The sequence below is a fragment of the Pseudomonas sp. JZ134 genome, from assembly GCF_051027695.1.
Lineage (GTDB): Bacteria > Pseudomonadota > Gammaproteobacteria > Pseudomonadales > Pseudomonadaceae > Chryseomonas > Chryseomonas luteola.
Window position 1 is genome coordinate 2786799 of the sequence record NZ_CP069250.1, and the last position, 14924, is coordinate 2801722.

16 protein-coding genes are annotated in these 14924 nt (G+C 55.5%); 5 read left to right on the plus strand and 11 right to left on the minus strand.

Translation table 11 applies throughout. The features are described from left to right. Together JQR86_RS12985 and JQR86_RS12990 are read left to right on the plus strand one after the other, a co-directional pair. A complete protein-coding gene (locus tag JQR86_RS12985) occupies nt 1-1518 on the plus strand; it encodes a tripartite tricarboxylate transporter permease (RefSeq protein ID WP_010797624.1) in 1518 nt (505 codons plus the stop codon). A gap of 67 nt (nt 1519-1585) precedes the next feature. Next, complete coding sequence (locus tag JQR86_RS12990; RefSeq protein WP_407363360.1) at nt 1586-2590, plus strand: AbrB family transcriptional regulator; 1005 nt, start codon at nt 1586-1588, stop codon at nt 2588-2590. 3 nt (nt 2591-2593) lie between these two features. On the opposite strand, the gene JQR86_RS12995 is transcribed toward JQR86_RS12990, so the two are convergent. The 8 genes from JQR86_RS12995 to ppc all read right to left on the minus strand — a co-directional run bounded on the left by JQR86_RS12995 (nt 2594) and on the right by ppc (nt 10246). Continuing rightward, complete coding sequence (locus tag JQR86_RS12995; RefSeq protein ID WP_434153679.1) at nt 2594-3379, minus strand: class I SAM-dependent methyltransferase; 786 nt, start codon at nt 3377-3379, stop codon at nt 2594-2596. 60 nt (nt 3380-3439) lie between these two features. Further along, nucleotides 3440-4132 carry an extensin-like domain-containing protein gene (locus JQR86_RS13000; protein WP_434153680.1) on the minus strand — a complete coding sequence of 231 codons (693 nt, stop codon included), beginning with the start codon at nt 4130-4132 and terminating at the stop codon, nt 3440-3442. 46 nt (nt 4133-4178) lie between these two features. Continuing rightward, nucleotides 4179-5036: a DUF72 domain-containing protein gene (locus JQR86_RS13005; protein ID WP_074827587.1), complete on the minus strand. Its 858-nt coding sequence runs from the start codon at nt 5034-5036 to the stop codon at nt 4179-4181. Between the two features lie 6 nt (nt 5037-5042). Further along, nucleotides 5043-5399: a hypothetical protein gene (locus JQR86_RS13010; RefSeq protein WP_434153682.1), complete on the minus strand. Its 357-nt coding sequence runs from the start codon at nt 5397-5399 to the stop codon at nt 5043-5045. Nucleotides 5400-5559: 160 nt separating this feature from the next. Beyond that, on the minus strand, nt 5560-6237 hold the full coding sequence (tsaB, locus tag JQR86_RS13015) for a tRNA (adenosine(37)-N6)-threonylcarbamoyltransferase complex dimerization subunit type 1 TsaB (protein ID WP_434153683.1): 678 nt from the start codon (nt 6235-6237) through the stop codon (nt 5560-5562). A gap of 96 nt (nt 6238-6333) precedes the next feature. Then, nucleotides 6334-6522, minus strand: coding sequence for a CsbD family protein (locus JQR86_RS13020; RefSeq protein WP_434153684.1), 189 nt, complete (start codon nt 6520-6522; stop codon nt 6334-6336). A 161-nt stretch (nt 6523-6683) separates the two neighbouring features. Then, the gene (gene adk / locus JQR86_RS13025; protein WP_010797616.1) at nt 6684-7331 is read right to left on the minus strand and encodes an adenylate kinase; all 648 of its coding nucleotides are present in this window, start codon (nt 7329-7331) and stop codon (nt 6684-6686) included. A gap of 275 nt (nt 7332-7606) precedes the next feature. Beyond that, on the minus strand, nt 7607-10246 hold the full coding sequence (gene ppc, locus JQR86_RS13030) for a phosphoenolpyruvate carboxylase (RefSeq protein ID WP_434153685.1): 2640 nt from the start codon (nt 10244-10246) through the stop codon (nt 7607-7609). A gap of 123 nt (nt 10247-10369) precedes the next feature. Here ppc and JQR86_RS13035 point away from each other — a divergent pair, with 123 nt between their 5' ends. The 3 genes from JQR86_RS13035 (at nt 10370) to JQR86_RS13045 (ending at nt 12217) form a co-directional block, all read left to right on the plus strand. Then, a complete protein-coding gene (locus JQR86_RS13035) occupies nt 10370-10708 on the plus strand; it encodes a hypothetical protein (RefSeq protein WP_010797614.1) in 339 nt (112 codons plus the stop codon). 245 nt (nt 10709-10953) lie between these two features. Then, nucleotides 10954-11397: a DUF4398 domain-containing protein gene (locus JQR86_RS13040; RefSeq protein WP_026004043.1), complete on the plus strand. Its 444-nt coding sequence runs from the start codon at nt 10954-10956 to the stop codon at nt 11395-11397. Between the two features lie 46 nt (nt 11398-11443). Beyond that, nucleotides 11444-12217 carry an OmpA family protein gene (locus JQR86_RS13045; RefSeq protein WP_434153686.1) on the plus strand — a complete coding sequence of 258 codons (774 nt, stop codon included), beginning with the start codon at nt 11444-11446 and terminating at the stop codon, nt 12215-12217. 55 nt (nt 12218-12272) lie between these two features. Here JQR86_RS13045 and JQR86_RS13050 read toward each other — a convergent pair whose 3' ends face one another. Genes JQR86_RS13050 through JQR86_RS13060 form a run of 3 tightly spaced genes read right to left on the minus strand, consistent with a single transcriptional unit; the run spans nt 12273 to nt 14876 of the window. Next, on the minus strand, nt 12273-12779 hold the full coding sequence (locus JQR86_RS13050; protein ID WP_434153687.1) for an O-acetyl-ADP-ribose deacetylase: 507 nt from the start codon (nt 12777-12779) through the stop codon (nt 12273-12275). A 25-nt stretch (nt 12780-12804) separates the two neighbouring features. Continuing rightward, a complete protein-coding gene (locus JQR86_RS13055) occupies nt 12805-13542 on the minus strand; it encodes a TIGR00266 family protein (RefSeq protein WP_434153689.1) in 738 nt (245 codons plus the stop codon). A 38-nt stretch (nt 13543-13580) separates the two neighbouring features. Further along, the gene (locus tag JQR86_RS13060) at nt 13581-14876 is read right to left on the minus strand and encodes a flavohemoglobin expression-modulating QEGLA motif protein (RefSeq protein WP_312270109.1); all 1296 of its coding nucleotides are present in this window, start codon (nt 14874-14876) and stop codon (nt 13581-13583) included. Nucleotides 14877-14924: the final 48 nt, after the last annotated feature.

Below are 14924 nucleotides of genomic sequence, written 5' to 3' on the forward strand. Positions count from 1 at the left end.
ATGGAAACCTTGAATTTTCTTGCCCAAGGCTTTGGTGTTGCCTTAACGCCTACCAACCTTATTATCGCCCTGATCGGTACGCTGATCGGAACCGTGGTTGGCCTGCTCCCAGGCTTAGGCCCTATCAACGGGGTGGCCCTGCTGATCCCGGTAGCGTTTGCGCTAGGTCTGCCGCCTGAATCCGCTTTGATTCTTTTGGCAGCTGTTTACCTTGGCTGTGAATATGGCGGACGTATTTCGTCGATTCTACTGAACATCCCGGGCGAAGCATCAACGCTCATGACCACCCTGGACGGCTATCCACTGGCCCGTAAAGGACTGGCCGGCGTAGCCCTGTCCTTGTCGGCCTGGAGCTCCTTTATTGGCGCCTTCGTGGCGACATGCGGCATGGTACTGTTTGCCCCGCTGCTGGCTAAATGGGCAATTGCCTTTGGCCCAGCTGAATACTTCGTGCTGATGGTCTTTGCCATTGTCTGTCTGGCAGGCATGGCGGGTGACAAACCCGTCAAAACGCTGGTCGCCTCGTTGCTAGGGCTTTTCCTGGCAGCCATCGGCATTGATGCCAACAGTGGTGTTTATCGCTTCACCTTTGACAGCATCCATCTGGCAGACGGCATCCAGTTTGTTGTGCTGGTCCTGGGCTTGTTTTCAGTAAGCGAGGTGTTATTGCTGCTTGAGAAAACCCACCATGGCCAGGAAGCTGTCAAGGCAACAGGTCGCATGCTGTTCAACTTCAAGGAAGCCAAGTCGGTATTCCTGACCAACCTTCGCTGTGCTGTTGGCGGTTTTGTCATGGGTGTATTGCCCGGTGCGGGTGCGACACTGGCCAGTGCCTTGGCCTACATGACTGAAAAGCGCATGGCTGGTGAAAAGGGTGAGTTTGGCAAGGGAGACCTTCGCGGCCTTGCTGCACCCGAAACCGCGATCGGTGCGTCCTGCTGTGGCGCCATGATCCCTATGCTGACGCTGGGTGTTCCAGGGTCGGGAACGACAGCAGTCATGATTGGTGCCCTTACGCTGTACAACATCACTCCTGGCCCGCTTCTGTTTCAGAACGAACCTACGCTGGTCTGGGGTCTGATCGCTTCGCTGTTCATTGCCAACGTGATGCTGCTCATCCTGAACGTACCCATGATCAAGGTCTTCACCAAGATCCTGGCAGTACCGAACTGGGCATTGGTCCCTATCATTGCCATCATCACGTCAATTGGCGTTTATGCCGTGCACGCGACAACGTTTGACCTGATCCTCATGGTGATCATTGGAATCATTGGATACATCCTGCGCAAGCTGGACTTCCCACTGTCGCCGCTGCTGCTGGGCTTCATTCTGGGCGGCCTCATGGAACAGAACCTGCGCCGGGCGCTTTCGATCTCCAATGGCAGCATGGACATTCTATGGTCCAGTGGCATCAGCCAAATCGTATGGCTGCTGGTCATCGTCATGTTGATCCTGCCGATAGTTCGCATCTGGCGTCGTCGCTCTCTTCGCCGTAAAGCCAACTTGGCCAACGCGTGATAAAGGCAAAAACCAAACAGTGAAGCGTTTCTGTCACACGTTGATCGTCTCGCTCCGGCCCTGGTGGATGACTCCCCTGGCCGGAGCGGCCGGAGGATACTTAGCCAGTCTCGCGCACTGGCCCCTTCCCTGGATGATCGGATCACTGCTTGGAGTTATCGCTATCCGCTGCTGTGGCTGGCTGACTCAGGAAATGCCTCACGCGCGCAAAGGAGGCCAATGGGTGATCGCCACAGGCATTGGACTGCACTTCAACCAGACCATTGTTGAGCAAATTGCAGCGCACGCGCTGATCATTGTGCTTGGCACGGTGCTGACCGTCACCGCCAGTGTGATAGGCATCGTCTTATTACGACGCGGCGGCGAGGACCGTGCAACTGCTTTTTTTGCCAGCATGCCTGGGGGCGCCAATGAAATGGTCAATCTGGCCAAACGCAATGACGCCGTACTGGCTCGAGTGGCCGCTGCTCAGAGCCTGAGAATGGTGTTTGTGCTATTAAGCGTTCCGGCAGCTTACAAGTATTTATTTGGTGGCGAGCATGTTCTTGTTTCGCACACTGTTGAAATCAGTTTTTCTTGGTTATTGCCCATCATGGTGGCCGGTGCCGGTCTGGCATTCATCTTTCAAAAGCTGCGACTGCCAAACGCCTGGCAATTGGGCGCTCTCCTGACCAGCATTACAGCCAGCGTGACATTCAATTTGAATATCGGCTTGCCTGCAGGAGCGGGGGACATCGGCCAGTGGCTCATTGGCAGCTCACTAGGATGCTATTTCGATCGCCCCTTCTTTCGCCAGGCGCCCGCCTTCATGGCACGCACGGTGTTGGCTACCTGCTTGGCCATCCTCATTGCCACCCCTATTGCAATGGGACTGGGCTGGTTGACCGGACTCGATGCCCGCTCGCTTTTGCTGGGGATGGTACCTGGAGGTATCGCCGAGATGAGCCTGACCGCCGAAGCATTGCATTTGCTGGTACCGCTGGTCACCGCCATGCAGGTGCTTCGGCTGCTGCTGGTTCTTTTCCTGGCACAACCGGTCTACCGGCTCTGGATGCGCCGAGCGACTGACTAGCGACTAGCCCTTGCCCAACGCCTTTTTGGGATAAATATCGTAGCGACTGGATTTGCCATCCAGACTATAACTGGGCTTCGCCCCCTCGATAGGAGGCGCCTTGCGTGGACGCTTCACCACCACGCGATGACTGGCCAACCCGAGGGCAGCCTCAAGCAAGGCTGGTGCGTCAGGATCATCACCCACCAGGGGACGAAAAATGCGCATTTCCTTTTTTACCAACGCCGATTTATCACGATGGGGAAACATGGGATCGAGGTAGATCACTTGAGGTGCCTCATGCATCTTCCGCATCAGCTCAATGGCATTTCCCTTGAGAAGGGTCATGCGCGCCACGATAGCGCCGACTTCCTCGTCGCCTGTTGCACGCCTTAGTCCGTCCTCAAGCAGAGCAGCAATCAAGGGCTGGCGCTCGATTAATGTGACCGCGCAGCCCAGCGTCGCCAGAACGAAGGCATCACGGCCAAGGCCGGCCGTGGCGTCGAGTACACTCGGACGTATGCCTGTGCCAACACCGACAGCCTTGGCAATCATCTGCCCACTGCCTCCTCCAAACCGTCGCCGATGCGCTGCTGCACCTTCCAAAAGATCAACCCGCACGGGTCCTGGCGCATCTGGGCCACGCTGAACCAGTTGAAGACCCGACTCCCCCAACTGAAGCACAAAATCCGTCTCAGGCGCTTGGGTGACAGGCAGGCCTAGCTGCAAGCCCAAGGCATCTGCCTGTCCCTGCCATGCGGCATCAAGCGGTTGGATGGAAATGGCGACAGCACTTGGATCAGTAATCATGACAAGGTCAATCAAGAAACAAAGCCCGCATTCTGCCAGAGCGCTGCCGGATAGGCACGCTTAACGGCACACATGGAAGCCCCCCATGTCGAGATGAAAGTGGTCATGGTGCGCCGCGTTGTAATTTGGAGACAGCGTCGTGTTAAAGGATTTACAGGCTCCTTCTCGAAGCAAATGTAAGAACCGTGCCTTGCTATCGTCCCCTTTCCAATCACGCGCTACGGTAATGCGCTGTCCGTTCTCCAGGCGAAAGCCAGCCAAGTCCAACGCATTGGCGCTAGCATGCTCACTACGACGGGCATTGGCACGATGATAGATATTGCGGCAGGCGAAACTTCCAAAATGCTCGACACTGACGACACGCTGCCCGAAAACGGCCTCTGCTGCTGGTTGTAACGTGTGCAGTTCAAACAAGGCGTAGGCTGTTGCTAAAGGACATGTCGCAAGGAAACTGCCGCTGAAGGCTATATTGGAGCGTTGCACCCTAACGACATTCTCCAGCGGGCACTGCTTGGTCCCGGCATTAGCAGGCATCTGGGCGTAGCGCAGCGGTGACGTCTGCAACGCCTGTGCGCATAGCTCAGGATCGTGTTGCAGCCTCATCAGCTTGTATCGGGTCAGAAAATTGGGTGGCTGTCGCACATCAAGCGGCTTAAATGGATTCCATTGAGGCGGAACACGGATCCAGTCATAGGCCAGACCGATCCCGGCCACTAGAATGATCAAGCACATTAGAGCAAAGACGTAACGCATACCTGTCCTGACGGTGAGCGGTCATGACTGGCGTATATGATCTGGCTTACAGCAAGCCTAGCTGCTCGACAGGCTCAGCCATGACTGGCAATGGCGGTAGTTCCGGCAAGCGCTCCTGCAGTTGCGCATGAAAACGCATGGCAAGTTCAGGAGCATGACGGTTGTCAGGTGTATGCAGAAATATGTAAGGGGTACGCCCTTCCTTGATCCACTCTGCAAATTTATTCACCCAAGGTTCTAGATAGATATCATTGGCCTCAAGTTCCAACCGACCAATGAAGCGGATCTGTGGTGATTGGGTAAAAGCAGGAACACGGACAGGCACGCGAGGCTTTTTGGCTTGCGCATCACGGATGACATCGGAGACCGGTTCGCTACTGAACAAGGCACGGGAATCCAGTCCGATACGCTCGACATTTCTGGCCATCAGCAAATTGTTGAGCTCACGCTCAGCCATACCCTTGCTGAAAAAATCGTCATGTCGCACCTCTACTGCTATTCGCCCTGAGGAAGGCAGTGCATCCAGAAAATCAGCCAGCTCGGCCAGTCGATTCGGACCAAAGCTTGAAGAGAACTGAAGCCAGTATGGGCTGACACGCCTCCCTAACGGGACCAGCAACTGCATGAAGGAGTGCGCATGGGATAAGCAGGCTCTTAGATCACCGTCATGGCTGATCTCGCGAGGAAACTTGGCGCAGAAGCGAAAGTGATCCGGCATCAACTCAGCCCATCTCGATACCGTCTCGACAGAGGGCTCGGCATAGAACGTGGTGTTTCCCTCTACCGCGTTAAACACCTGAGCATAGCGCGGAAGAAATTCCGAGGATCGTGTAGATGCTGGATAAAGTGAGCCTCGCCAATGAGGATCACTCCATGATGGGCAACCGATGTAATAAGGCAGCATTACGCTTTAGACATAAAAGTCCAGCCCTACTACCTGGGCGGCCCCTGGATCTCGCGGTAGCATAGCGATACTGTCGTAACTGGCAATGGCACGTGCGCTACGGGCGCTGATCGGCTGTTCATAGAGAACATATTCCCGCGCTGTCAGCAGCTGAGCATCACTGGTCACTTCATCATCTGGCTGGGTTGACTCGACTCTGCGAATCAGTGGCGCAGTACCCAACCCCTGCGAGGAAACATTACCCGTAGCGGGCTGCTCACGACGGACTTCTTCCTCATTCTGTATCTCATGATACGAGCTGTCCGCCCGATTACGACCAGGACGATCTAATGAGTAAGAGGAAGTGTAGCTATCGATACGCATGATTAATGCCCTTTTGCCAGTATCGCCACTGTATGAGATCTCCTGCGCTTAGCAAATCATCTCAAATACCATATGGTCGATGAAATCAGCAGCTCATCTGTTGACCTCAGTAATACGGACGAGGTTTTACCGCCTGTCGCCTATTGCTGTCGAGGGCGGGTCAACGTGGTTGCTTAGGCGTGGCAACTTGATCACGCAAATACACAGGCTGCGCCTCCTCTGCAGGAACGGCACGCCCCTGAGTCCAGGCATACGTCGCCAGGGTCAGGATATCCTTGGCATGGGGCAAGAGAGTGCTATCCGTTTCGGCAACAGAAGCAGCCATACGGCCAACGTATCCCCATCCTGTACCGGCACCAAACCATTCGCCAGCAGTGTCTTCCGGAAGGTGTGTCTGCTCGGGAGGAAGTACTGCTTCGGCTTCAACCAGCTGCATGACCTCCTGCTCCAGGCGATAGCAGCCCCAGTAGACCTCATCCATACGCGCATCGATAGCGGCGGCTACCTGAATAACGCCTCGCTCACGATAGGCGCGCTGCGCCAGCGCAGCCAGATTGGATACAGGTAACACTGGGCGCTCCAGACCGAAAGCCAACCCCTGAACAACACCGACTGCAATACGTACGCCGGTAAAGGCACCGGGACCGCGACCAAACGCAATGGCGTCTATGGCCGCTAGCGCAAGCTCTGATTCAGCCATGAGTTCCTTAATCATAGGCAGCACTTTCTGTGCATGCATACGGGGAATCACTTCATAGCGGCACATGACGCTTCCTTCATGAAGGAGCGCAACAGAACAGGCTTCGGTAGCAGTATCAATGGCCAACAGCGTAGGCATCGGTAGGTATCCAGACAAAACAGCAAAGTCTGCCAGTATAAGTTCCAGAAACGACAACGGCCATCCGAAGATGGCCGTTGATCGAATCTCTAATGCTTACAAGTTGCCGGCTTTCTTGACGCCATCTTTGACATCGCCAACCACCTTTTGGCCTTTACCCTTGATCTCTTGGGCATCGCCTTCATTCTTGAGGCTCTGGTTATCGGTGGCTTCACCTACACCTTGCTTAGCTTTACCCGCTACTTCATTCGCAGTGCCTTTGATCTTATCTGTTGTGCTGCTCATAGCGTTCTCCTAATTTCGTTGTGTGCCTTATTAGGACTAAGCGCAAGGCAGAGGAGTTCAACTATTCCTGTTTGAGAGGGTGCTTTTTGGTTTTTTGCATTTTCCCTTCAGATACTAAAAACGGCCCTGAAAGGACCGTTTGGCAACAGATGGAAACGCCTTTACTTGAGCGCTTCGAGTACCTTGGCCGTAATCGATTCGACGGACCCGACACCTTCAACCCGGCTGCACTTCGGCGTACCTTCAGCGTCTGCTAGCTTCTGGTAGAAGTCTACCAGCGGCTTGGTCTGGGAATGGTACAGATCGAGACGCTTACGTACGGTTTCTTCTTTGTCATCTTCACGCTGAACCAGATCTTCCCCGGTTTCGTCGTCTTTACCTTCGACTTTCGGCGGATTGTAGAGCGTGTGGTACACACGACCTGAAGCCGGATGTACGCGACGACCCGACATACGCTTGACGATCTCTTCATCATCCACGGCAATTTCAAGCACGTGATCGATGGTGACGCCAGCATTCTTCAGCGCCTCGGCCTGTGGAATGGTGCGAGGGAAACCATCAAAGAGGAAACCGTTGGAGCAATCGGCTTCCAGAATACGCTCGGAAATCAGGGCAATAATGATTTCGTCGGAAACCAGGCCACCACTGTCCATGACGCCTTTGACCTGTTGACCTAGCGGAGTCCCGGCTTTAACGGCAGCACGCAGCATGTCCCCAGTGGAAATTTGCGGAATGCCAAACTTCTCGGTAATGAACCGAGCCTGAGTACCTTTACCGGCACCGGGCGCCCCTAGCAGTATCACGCGCATGCACGTCGCTCCTTAAATGATGGTATCCAGGACTTGCCTTGAAGTGGCCCGCTCAACAGAGCCATTGCGATCCTCAGGCTGTCTCGATGTTTTATTTGGCCGTTTGACGGTCAAGGGGATTCAAAATACACAGCATCACGAGGGGGCACAAGCCACTAAAAGTCGCAGGGATTTATTCGTGCTTTCCAGATGAAATGGAAGGATTGCCTGGCTGACCGTCCTGCTGCTCCCTCATGAGGAGCAGACAGGACGTTTTCAAACAAAAGAACCGGCCCTCAACCCGTATTGCGAAGGCCTGCCGCAATGCCTGCAACGCTGACCAGCAGGGCCTGATCCAGGGGGCTTGCCGTGCCCTCCCCAGCCTGCCGAGAACGTTCCAGCAGCTCGATTTGAAGCAGGTGTAGCGGATCAAGGTAGATATTACGTACGGCAATGAATGCCCGCGTTTGAGGGTTGTGAGCTAGCAGCTCGGCCTGGCCGGTCAGACGCAGTACAGAGCGCTCCGCCTGCGACAACAGGTCGCGGAGCTCTTGCCCTAGCGCACGCCACTGCTCCGGCACCAACTGCTCGTCATAGAGCCGGGCAATGTCTCCGTCAGCCTTGGCTAAAACCATTTCCAGCATATCGATGCGAGTACGAAAGAACGGCCAGCGCTCACGCATCTGCTGTAACCGCTGTTCATCACCCCGCTCCAGGGCCCTAGCCAACGCTGTTTCCCAGCCCAACCAGGCAGGCAACATCAGGCGGGTCTGTGTCCAGGCAAAAATCCAGGGGATGGCACGCAGGCTTTCCACCCCGCCCTCACGACGCTTCGCCGGGCGGCTGCCCAAGGGCAGACGGCCCAGTTCCTGCTCAGGCGTAGCCCTGCGGAAGTAGTCAACAAACTGAGGATGCTCCCGCACCACGCCACGATAAGCCTTCAGGCTGTCTGCAGCCAGACGATCCATGTCAGCCCGCCACTCCGGCTCAGGGACTGGAGGCGGCTGTAATGTAGCCTCCAAGACAGCAGCCAGGTAAAGGTTGAGATTCTGCCGCGCGATATCGGGCTGACCAAACTTGAAGCGTATCATCTCGCCCTGCTCCGTTACCCGGAAACGGCCGCAGACCGAACCTGGCGGCTGCGAAAGGATCGCCTCATGGGCAGGACCGCCACCGCGTCCCACCGTGCCTCCGCGCCCATGGAACAGGATGAGTTCGATACCCTGCCGGCTGCAGATGTCTACCAAGGCTTCCTGGGCACGATACTGCGCCCAGGCCGCAGCCAGGGTTCCTGCATCCTTGGCCGAGTCGGAATAGCCGATCATGACCTCTTGGGGCCCCTGAAGCCGTTCGCGATAGCCCGGCAGCGCCAGCAGGCTTTCAATGACCTCGCCTGCATGTTCAAGATCATCCAGTGTCTCGAATAAAGGTACCACCCGCATGGGTCGACGTACGCCTGCTTCCTTGAGCAAGAGTTGCACGGCCAGGATATCTGACGCTGAGCCCGCCATCGATATCACATAGGACCCCAGCGCTGCTGCAGGTGACTCGGCAATTACACGGCAGGTTGCAAGCACTTCGGCAGTGTCTGCCGAGGGCGTGTAATCCGGTGCCAGCAAGGGTCTGCGATTGGAAAGCTCGGTCTCCAGAAACGTCAGCCGACGCGCTTCATCCCATTCGGCATAGCTGCCAAGCCCCAGATATTCTGTAATTTCGTTCATGGCTGACGCATGGCGGGTCGAATCCTGACGGATATCCAGCCGCACCAGGAAAAGTCCGAAGGTAGTAGCGCGACGCAACGCATCCAACAACGGCCCGTCAGCGATAACGCCCATTCCGCAGGCATGGAGCGACTCATAGCAGAGCTTGAGAGGTCCCAGGAGCTCTTCATTGTGCTCAAGCACCCCTGTGCTGGGGATATGAGGCTCATGAACGGCTCTGGCAGCCCAGTCGCGCGTGGCTTTGAGTCGCTCGCGTAGTTGCTTGAGCAGGGCGCGGTACGGCTCAGGTGTATCACCGACCTCTGCCATGAGTTCAGCCGAGGCACGCTGCATGGAAAGCTCCGATGCAAGGCGGTCTACATCACGCATGTACAAGTCGGCCGCCATCCAGCGTGCCAACAGCAGTACTTCGCGCGTTATCGTAGCCGTTACATTCGGATTCCCATCACGATCGCCGCCCATCCAAGAAGCGAATCGAACAGGCGTTGCCAGCAACGGTAGACGTTCTCCAGTAGCCTCCTGTAACGTTTCGTCTACTTGTCGCAGCAGTTTGGGTACTGCATGCCAAAGCGAGTTTTCAATAACTGCGAATCCCCATTTGGCCTCATCGACAGGCGTGGGCCGCTGTCGGCGAATCTCTTCGGTATGCCAGGCTTCCGCAATGAGGCGGCGCAGTCGCTGCTGCACCTCGTGCCGCTCGGCAGCCGTCAAATCATCGTGATCCTGGGCGGCCAGCTGTTCGGTAATCTCCTCGTACTTCTGAATCAGCGTTCTGCGAGCAACCTCCGTTGGATGCGCAGTGAGAACCAACTCGATACTCAGCTGAGACAGCTGCTCGGCAAGCTTTGGCCCAGTGTGCCCCGCCTGTTTGAGCCGGGACAGAACTTCCTGGAGCACCCGGTCTTCCAGCGGTGCCGGCTCGCCAGCGCTACGCCGACGGATACGGTGATACTCCTCGGCGATATTGGCCAGGTTCAGGAAATGATTGAAGGCTCTGGCAACTGGTAGCAGCTCGGACTCATCCAGCGAATTGAGCGTCTCGGACAGCTGTCTTTCGCCACGGAGCGACCCGCCACGCGAAGCTTTCGCGCCCTTTCGGATACGCTCGATCTTTTCCAGAAAGGCAGGACCATACTGATCGCTAATGGTCTGTCCTAACAGCTCTCCCAGTCGGTGAACATCTTCCCGCAGACGAACATCAATCTCGACGACCATGTTTATCCCTCTTTCGTTGTTCTCTTTGTTGTTCTAGCACACCTGCGCCAGGGACCTCGTACGACACTCTGCTGTCTAGCTTTTGTAGAACTGCAACGAAACGGTCAGGCGAAGGAGATTCTCATGAAGATCAGCGAGCTCGTACAGGAATGGGAGCAGAACGCTACAGGCCGTATGGCCCACGCACACTACAACTTGGTTCTGGACCTTGAATCCGCGGCCCGGTTGCATGCCCTCCACGAAATGTATCCAAAGCGTAGCGTAGAAGAACTCTTAGCTGAGCTGGTAGGCGCGGCGCTAGAGGAACTTGAAGCCAGTTTTCCCTATGTCAAGGGACAGCGAGTCGTAGCAACGGACGAGCTGGGTGATCCACTTTATGAAGATGTTGGCCCCACGCCACGCTTTCTGGAACTGTCGAAGAAGCACCTGGCTGAGCTCAACAAAAACGATTCGTCCACATGATCGCCAGACGCACAATAACCCTAGCCAGAACAATCCATTAGCTGGATTGAAATGCTGTTTTACCGCTTAGCGTGCTATGGATTTTTAGACAAGGGATGAACATTTCGTGACTTGAAGCGGTCCATACGTTAGCCAGTAAATGAGAGGTTTTTTGTCAATAACCTTCGATCCGATAAATAGCGAAGGTAATAAAAGGCCTCGGCCACCCTGTCAGCCAGGGAACAATTTAGCTGTTTGGACTATTAATGGAGCTGAGCCCTATGAATACATTGACTGCCAAGAAATCGATACAAAAGGCCTGTGGTCTGAAATTCGCTGCACTGGCGCTAGGCAGTGCACTGATCCTAACCGGCTGCGCAGGTGATCCGCCTAGTGAGCAGATGGCCGTTACTCAATCCGCAGTCAATGAAGCGGTAAGTGGTGGCGGTAACCAGTACGCTCCGCTGGAAACTAAATCCGCCCAGGACAAGTGGACACAGGCTCAAACAGCACTGAACGAAAAGAACTACGAAAAGGCCAAGCAATTGGCTGAGCAGGCCGAGTGGGACGCACGTCTTGCAACTCGCAAGACCCAGGCTGCCAAGGCTGATGCAGCCCTCCAGGACGCTCAGAAGAGCATTCAGCAGATCCGCGAGGAAGGGATGATCAACGGCGAGCTGCAGCAAAAGCAGAACCAACGCCAGCAATAAGCTGACCCATCCCCTATTCCCGTCTTATGCCTAAAGGATGAATGTTATGCGTAAACAGTTTCTTATCCCTGCCGTATCTGCCCTGAGCATCGCCCTGGCTGCCTGTTCGACTCCACCAAACCCGAACCTTGAGAAGGCCCAGGCTGACTATGCTGCCTTGCAGGCACAGCCCCAATCTTCTCAATTAGCGGCATTGGAAACCAAAGATGCAGGCGATTGGGTAGATAAAGCCAGCCGTGCTTACCGTGAAGGCGAGAATGAAAAGAAAGTCGACCAGCTAGCGTACCTGGCCAACCAGCGCATTCAACTGGCCATGCAAACTGTCAAACTGCGCATGACCGAGCAGCAACTGCAAGGCGTTGACGCACAGCGTACCCAGGCTCGTCTGGATGCCCGTACTGCACAGCTCAAGCAGCTGCAAAGCCAGCTTAACGCCAAGCAGACGGATCGTGGTACTGTCGTAACCTTCGGCAACGTACTATTCGATCTGAACCAGGCCACACTTAAGCCCGCAGGCATGACCAACGTTCAGCAGCTAGCCAGCTTCCTGCAGCAGAACCCAGAACGTCAGGTCATTGTTGAAGGCTACACTGATAGCACTGGCTCCGACTCATACAACCAGCAGCTGTCCGAGCGCCGTGCGAATGCTATCAAGACCGCGCTGGTCAGCATGGGCATATCGCCTAATCGCATCGTAACCCGAGGCTATGGCAAGGCATTCCCGGTAGCTAGCAACTCTACCGCAGCTGATCGCGCCATGAATCGTCGCGTAGAGGTTACTATTTCCAACGACGCGAATCCGGTTGCACCACGCATGTAATAGGTGACCATCCTAAAAGCCCGGCTAATGCCGGGCTTTTTTTATGGGCGGGTGATCAATCAATGAGCGTAGCGTTAGTTAATACCCCTGCCATTTCAGTGGAGAACGCTACCAGGATGACTTCACGAATCGAGCTACCTTCCGGTCTGGGCTCTTGGAGAACGGATACCGCAACGCGTGCCGCTTGCTCCGCAGGATATCCATAGACACCACAGCTGATCGCAGGAAAGGCCAGGGTACGGGCATCGATACTTTCAGCCAGCGCCAACGTGTTTCGATAACACCGCGCTAACTGCTCGGGCTCACCTGAATTGCCTCCGCTCCAAACCGGCCCGACAGTATGAATGATAAAGCGGGCCTGAAGATTGAAACCAGGCGTAAGCCTGGCTTCTCCTACCGGGCATCTGCCCAGTCGTCGGCAATACTCCAAGAGTTCAGGACCCGCTGCCCGGTGAATCGCGCCATCAACGCCACTCCCGCCTAGCAGACGCTCATTCGCCGCGTTGACGATGACATCAACATCTAACGCGGTAATATCCCCTTGCCATACCCGAATTTTCATTCAAACCTCTACGAGCAATGGATGGCTATTCACTGCCTTTCTCGCCTTGCGCCTTGGTCGTTGCTTCATAGACGCGCTCAGCGAGACGTGAAAAAGGGAGCGTTTGGACCCATACGGAGCCGTGTCCTTCTAGGGTTGCCAATACCAAGCCCTCACCGCCAAACAGCATGCTGCGTAGGCCGCCTGCCAAGCCAATGCTGTAATCGATACCTTCGGTAAAACCAACCAGACACCCGGTATCAAGCCGGAGCGTTTCCCCATTGAGCTCTTTGCGAATGACCGTACCGCCCGCATGCATGAAGGCCAGACCATCGCCTTCCAGCTTTTCCAGGATGAAACCCTCACCACCAAAGAAGCCGGCCCCCAGGCGGCGGGTAAACGCTACGCCTACACGCGTACCTAGCGCAGCACAGAGGAAGGCATCGCGCTGACAGAAAAGCGTACCGCCAATAGCTGAGAGGTCAACCGGTACAACGTGTCCTGGATAAGGCGCAGCGAAGGCTACATGACGCTTGCGCTTCCCCTCATTAGTGAAGTGCGTCATGAATAGCGATTCGCCGCCCATCATGCGTTTACCAGCGCTCCACAGCTTGCCCAGCACTCCGCCGGATCCGTCCCCCATGCGGGCAGTGAAATCGATGTCTTCTTCCATATAGGTCATGGCACCTGCCTCGGCGATAACGGTCTCGCCGGGATCAAGTCCGATTTCCACCGCCTGCATGGACTCGCCAATGATGCGGTAATCGATCTCATGACTGGGCATGGCTTACTCCTGTAAGCCGACACAAGGCGTCGGCGTGGTCAAATGATATTGGCGTAATCCGCTTCGATTCGATCCAGGCTGAGATGGTTCAGGAAGTTGGAAAAACACATCCAGGCCGATAAGGCATTGAGATCCTGGAATTGGGGCGGCAGGTATTTGGGCGGCGCGACCAGACCCTCTTCAACCAGCTGGCTCAGAATGCGCATGTCTTCCAGGGTGGTCTTGCCACAAAACAACAGGGGAATCTGCTCTACCTTGCCCTTACGAACGGCCAGCTGAATATAGTTGTAGATGAGAATGAAGCCCTTGAGATAGGAGAGGTCTTTGGTAAACGGTAACTCGGAAGGCGTAGAACCGCGGAATACGCGACTGGCATTCTGGTAACCATCCTCCAGGCTGTAACCCTGCTCCTCATAGAAGCGGAAGACATCCAGAAAATCAGCACCCTCCTCTGCCATGTGAATAGCACGGGTACGATTGGTTAGCTTGCGCAGGCGTGAAGGGTAAGAAGTAAAGGCAATGACCTCCATGAGGATAGCCAAGCCTTCCTGCGTAACGGTGGACGATGGCGGTCCTTTCGAGAGAAAGGTGCAGATCGGCTGATTCTGACCGTTCAGTGTTGTCCCAACATGGACCAACCCTTCATGAACCTCCAACGCACGAATATCACGTTCGTTGAACATGGCGTCCGCCCGGATCTTGATGTAATCCGCGCCTGCGGCAGCGTCGGCAACGATTCCATCTGATTCGAACACACGGATAGTGCCTTCGTCTTCTCCAAATACTGCATTCAGGCGCTGCTGCAGCATCGGTGCAGCTTCCTTGGCGCTGAGTGTCTTGGGCTCGTCTTTGAGATCGCTGCGCTTATCAATGTTGTTCAGATAGTCCGACATCATCATGCCTAGATCCGCCAGAGTCGGGTCACCGGCATGAAAGGCATCGGACGCTGCCCCATAGAGTTCCTGGGAGATCAGGCCAAAATCTCGCGTCCCTCGCGCCTGAAGCATCCGCACGACCATGCGGTACTCACGGCACATACGCCGCATGATTTGCCCCACCGGGCTGAATTGCCCCAGGTGCCGGGTCACTTCCCGCTCGATGCTTTGAAACTCGCCCTTGACCTCATCCGGGTCGAACCCTAACGGCCGCTGTTCATAGTAGGCGCGATCCACCGGGGGTAGCATCTTGCCCTTGCCATCGAGAAAGCGCTGTTTGACCTCATCCTCCCACTTCACCGCATCGAGAATCCGGATGGGGGCCTGGGCCGCCACGATACGATCGGAAAGCGTGCGAATCGTCTCTTGGTACTGGTTTTTCACCTTGCGTGAATTCATGCCCACCTCATTACAGGGAAGACAAACCCTGACGTATGCAGGATAGCG

What these genes read in the sequence shown, in the direction of transcription:
- JQR86_RS12985 (WP_010797624.1), top strand. Translation starts at nt 1, where the DNA reads ATGGAAACCTTGAATTTTCTTGCCCAAGGCTTTGGTGTTGCCTTAACG.
- JQR86_RS12990 (WP_407363360.1), top strand. Translation starts at nt 1,586, where the DNA reads ATGACTCCCCTGGCCGGAGCGGCCGGAGGATACTTAGCCAGTCTCGCG.
- JQR86_RS12995 (WP_434153679.1), bottom strand. Translation starts at nt 3,379, where the DNA reads ATGATTACTGATCCAAGTGCTGTCGCCATTTCCATCCAACCGCTTGAT.
- JQR86_RS13000 (WP_434153680.1), bottom strand. Translation starts at nt 4,132, where the DNA reads ATGCGTTACGTCTTTGCTCTAATGTGCTTGATCATTCTAGTGGCCGGG.
- JQR86_RS13005 (WP_074827587.1), bottom strand. Translation starts at nt 5,036, where the DNA reads ATGCTGCCTTATTACATCGGTTGCCCATCATGGAGTGATCCTCATTGG.
- JQR86_RS13010 (WP_434153682.1), bottom strand. Translation starts at nt 5,399, where the DNA reads ATGCGTATCGATAGCTACACTTCCTCTTACTCATTAGATCGTCCTGGT.
- tsaB (WP_434153683.1), bottom strand. Translation starts at nt 6,237, where the DNA reads ATGCCTACGCTGTTGGCCATTGATACTGCTACCGAAGCCTGTTCTGTT.
- JQR86_RS13020 (WP_434153684.1), bottom strand. Translation starts at nt 6,522, where the DNA reads ATGAGCAGCACAACAGATAAGATCAAAGGCACTGCGAATGAAGTAGCG.
- adk (WP_010797616.1), bottom strand. Translation starts at nt 7,331, where the DNA reads ATGCGCGTGATACTGCTAGGGGCGCCCGGTGCCGGTAAAGGTACTCAG.
- ppc (WP_434153685.1), bottom strand. Translation starts at nt 10,246, where the DNA reads ATGGTCGTCGAGATTGATGTTCGTCTGCGGGAAGATGTTCACCGACTG.
- JQR86_RS13035 (WP_010797614.1), top strand. Translation starts at nt 10,370, where the DNA reads ATGAAGATCAGCGAGCTCGTACAGGAATGGGAGCAGAACGCTACAGGC.
- JQR86_RS13040 (WP_026004043.1), top strand. Translation starts at nt 10,954, where the DNA reads ATGGAGCTGAGCCCTATGAATACATTGACTGCCAAGAAATCGATACAA.
- JQR86_RS13045 (WP_434153686.1), top strand. Translation starts at nt 11,444, where the DNA reads ATGCGTAAACAGTTTCTTATCCCTGCCGTATCTGCCCTGAGCATCGCC.
- JQR86_RS13050 (WP_434153687.1), bottom strand. Translation starts at nt 12,779, where the DNA reads ATGAAAATTCGGGTATGGCAAGGGGATATTACCGCGTTAGATGTTGAT.
- JQR86_RS13055 (WP_434153689.1), bottom strand. Translation starts at nt 13,542, where the DNA reads ATGCCCAGTCATGAGATCGATTACCGCATCATTGGCGAGTCCATGCAG.
- JQR86_RS13060 (WP_312270109.1), bottom strand. Translation starts at nt 14,876, where the DNA reads ATGAATTCACGCAAGGTGAAAAACCAGTACCAAGAGACGATTCGCACG.